Source organism: Roseitalea sp. MMSF_3546, assembly GCF_030732865.1.
Classification (GTDB): domain Bacteria; phylum Pseudomonadota; class Alphaproteobacteria; order Rhizobiales; family Rhizobiaceae; genus Roseitalea.
Genome location: NZ_JASHKB010000057.1, coordinates 1 through 2576 on the forward strand (window position 1 = coordinate 1; position 2576 = coordinate 2576).

Here is a 2576-nt window from a genome sequence, read left to right on the forward strand (position 1 = left end):
CTGATCCTCTATTTGTCACTCAGCCAGACGATCCCGAGACTCGGCGCCACCACCGCGATCACGCTCGTCGTCGTCGGTCAGTTGGTTGCCGGCATGGTCATTGACCATTTCGGCCTGTTCGAGGTGCAGACCCGAAGTATCGACTTGCAGAGAGTCTTCGCCACCGTAATTCTTCTGGTCGGCGCTTATCTGATGCTGCGCTGATGCTCCTTGGCGGGTTTGACGAGTGGAACGCCACCATCGTCCGCCGCCTCGACCGGCTGACCCGCTCCATCGAACGGCTGGAACGCGACGTCACGATCTACACGGAGGCCGTCGCACTGTTCGTCAAGTTCTGGCTCACCACCACGCCGCCGCTCCCCGATCCGATGCGCCACGCAGCCCAGGCCAAAGGCCACGAGCGCTATGACGGCTTCGTCGAAGCGCTCGGTCGTCGGCTCGCCAAAGGCAGCACGCTGACGAAGGAAGTCTCGAACGATGTTCGCGCGGACGGTGAGTGAATCTCCTTCGTGCCCGGAACGACGCGCCGAGGATAACCGCCCGTCGGTCCGACTGGCGCCGTCAACGCTCCAGCCTTTCCATGACCTGTCGCGTCCTGGCGTCGGCGGGAAAGTAGCTTTCGACCCTGAGACCTCGTACATCCGCCTCCATCGCGGTGCCGAGCCGGGTCGTGACCGCGAAGATGCTCAGCACCTCGCGCCCGATCCTGTAGCACTCGGCGACTATGGGCGCGGGCGGCGGTCCCCAGTCCGGCTTCGCCCAGGCCGGGTCGATGCCGTCCCAGCCGACGATTTCCTCAAGAAGCCCCGTCAACCGCGGCCCGGCCTGCGCCTCGCGGAGAACTCGCTGAAGCGTCGCGCGGGCCACTTCCTCAAAGTTGAGGAGAGCGGCGGCCGTGCCGGCGGGATGGAGTGTCAACCGATAAAGGTTCTTCGGTCGTCCATTGTGAGTGCGGTCCCAAAGCTTGGCCGGATCGCCGAAGAGCGTGAGGATCGCACCGAACGCCGGGTTCGCATCGAGAACGTCACCGACCGCATCGACCAGCACCGCCGGATACGGCATGTGGCCGGAAAGCACATGGGCAGCCGCAGTTCTGAGCGGCGCCATGGCGGGATCGGTGATTGGCCTTGCCCGGAAGATTGGGGCGAAACCGGCTTCCGCCATAAAGGCATTCGCGAGGTCCGGCGCCAGCCGGAGCGCGCGCGCCAACTGGGCCGCCACGTCGCTGCCGGGCTTCGACCGCCCGCTTTCCAGGAAGCTCAGATGCCGCTGACTGATCTCGGCCTCCATGGCGAGGTCGAGCTGTGACAGCCGGCGCTCGTGGCGCAGGGCTGTCAGCATGGTCGCGAAGGAGGAGCGCCGATCCATCGGTCCGATAACCTAGAGGTAATTGCGTCGATTACCCCAAGGCTGCGAAATCAACCGCGAGCCGTCAATGGCCGGGGACCGCCTCGCGATCCCAATCATCGCGAGAGAAGGGGCGACAATGGACATCGAACTGAACAACGCGACCTATCACGTCAGGGAGCATGGCGCAGGTGACAGGACCGTCCTCCTCCTCCATGGCTGGCCCGACGATGGCGAGCTTTGGCGGCACCAGGTGCCCGTCCTGGTCAATGCCGGCTACCGTGTGCTCGCGCCGGACCTTCTGGGCTTCGGCAAGAGCGAGCGGCATCCGGACGTAGCCCGCTATACGGGCTCGCGCCTTGCGACGGATATGCTTGCGATGCTGGAGACGATGGGCGTCGCGCGCTGCCATCTGGTCGCCCATGACTGGGGCGCTGTGGTCGGCTGGGAGATGGTAGCCTCGGCGCCTGAGCGGTTCGCCTCCTATGCCGCGCTCTCGGTCGGCCATAGCGGGGCGCTGTTCGATCTCGATCATGGCAAGCTCAGCAATCTCTGGTACTTCCTGCTCGCCCAGACAGACCTAGCGCCGGAGCTCTTCGCCGCAAACGACGGCGCCTTCATGCGGTTCTTCCTTTCCGGCCATCCGCAGGGCGACGCCATCGCAGGCCGCATGGCCGCCGAGCCGGACTATCTGCAGGCCATGCGGCGGATCGAACTGGCGCACCCCGTGGCCGAGATCCTGCTCGCCGCGCTGACGGGCCAGCTTCCGGAGCCAGTGCCCGTCACCGTGCCGACGCTCGGCCTCTGGGGCGCGCGAGACGAGTTGATGTGGCGGCCGCAGATCGCGGAGTCCGAACGTTTCATGGACGCCGAATGGCAGTTCGAGCAGGTGGACGAGGCCGGCCATTGGCTGATGCTCGACCAGCCCGACAGGGTGGCCCGCCTCCTCATCGGCTGGATCGAACGGCACGCCTGATAGCACCTCGTCGAATCGATCTTTCGCCAACGATCCGCAACGGCGAACACCCTCCGGTCGGTAATCCGAAGCGGCATTTGGTCTGCAGGCGCAACCGACATAGAACAAAGAACACCGCACCCTGTCTTTGCACGCCTTAGCCCTACTACGCCTTCACCTCTGTTGATCGTGAGCCAATAGCGGTCTTCTTAGTCGACCCCGTAAGCAACTGCGGGGCCGCGAATGACCGTCCAACCTTTCCGAACAGAAGCGA

The 2576-nt window shown here is 64.8% G+C and carries 3 protein-coding genes and 1 pseudogene; 3 read left to right on the plus strand and 1 reads right to left on the minus strand.

Translation table 11 applies throughout. The features are described 5' to 3' along the window. Together RBB34_RS19750 and RBB34_RS19755 are read left to right on the plus strand one after the other, a co-directional pair. Positions 1-204, plus strand: a 204-nt coding sequence (locus RBB34_RS19750) for a DMT family transporter (protein ID WP_306120959.1), incomplete at its 5' end; no start/stop codon positions are given. A 29-nt stretch (positions 205-233) separates the two neighbouring features. Further along, positions 234-500: pseudogene (locus RBB34_RS19755) on the plus strand (CopG family transcriptional regulator); the annotation flags it as partial. A gap of 61 nt (positions 501-561) precedes the next feature. On the opposite strand, the gene RBB34_RS19760 reads toward RBB34_RS19755, so the two are convergent. Beyond that, a complete protein-coding gene (locus RBB34_RS19760; protein WP_306120960.1) occupies positions 562-1368 on the minus strand; it encodes a helix-turn-helix transcriptional regulator in 807 nt (268 codons plus the stop codon). A 118-nt stretch (positions 1369-1486) separates the two neighbouring features. Between RBB34_RS19760 and RBB34_RS19765 the strand changes: the two genes are divergently transcribed. Beyond that, positions 1487-2323, plus strand: a complete 837-nt coding sequence (locus RBB34_RS19765; RefSeq protein WP_306120961.1) for an alpha/beta hydrolase — start codon at positions 1487-1489, stop codon at positions 2321-2323. Positions 2324-2576: the final 253 nt, after the last annotated feature.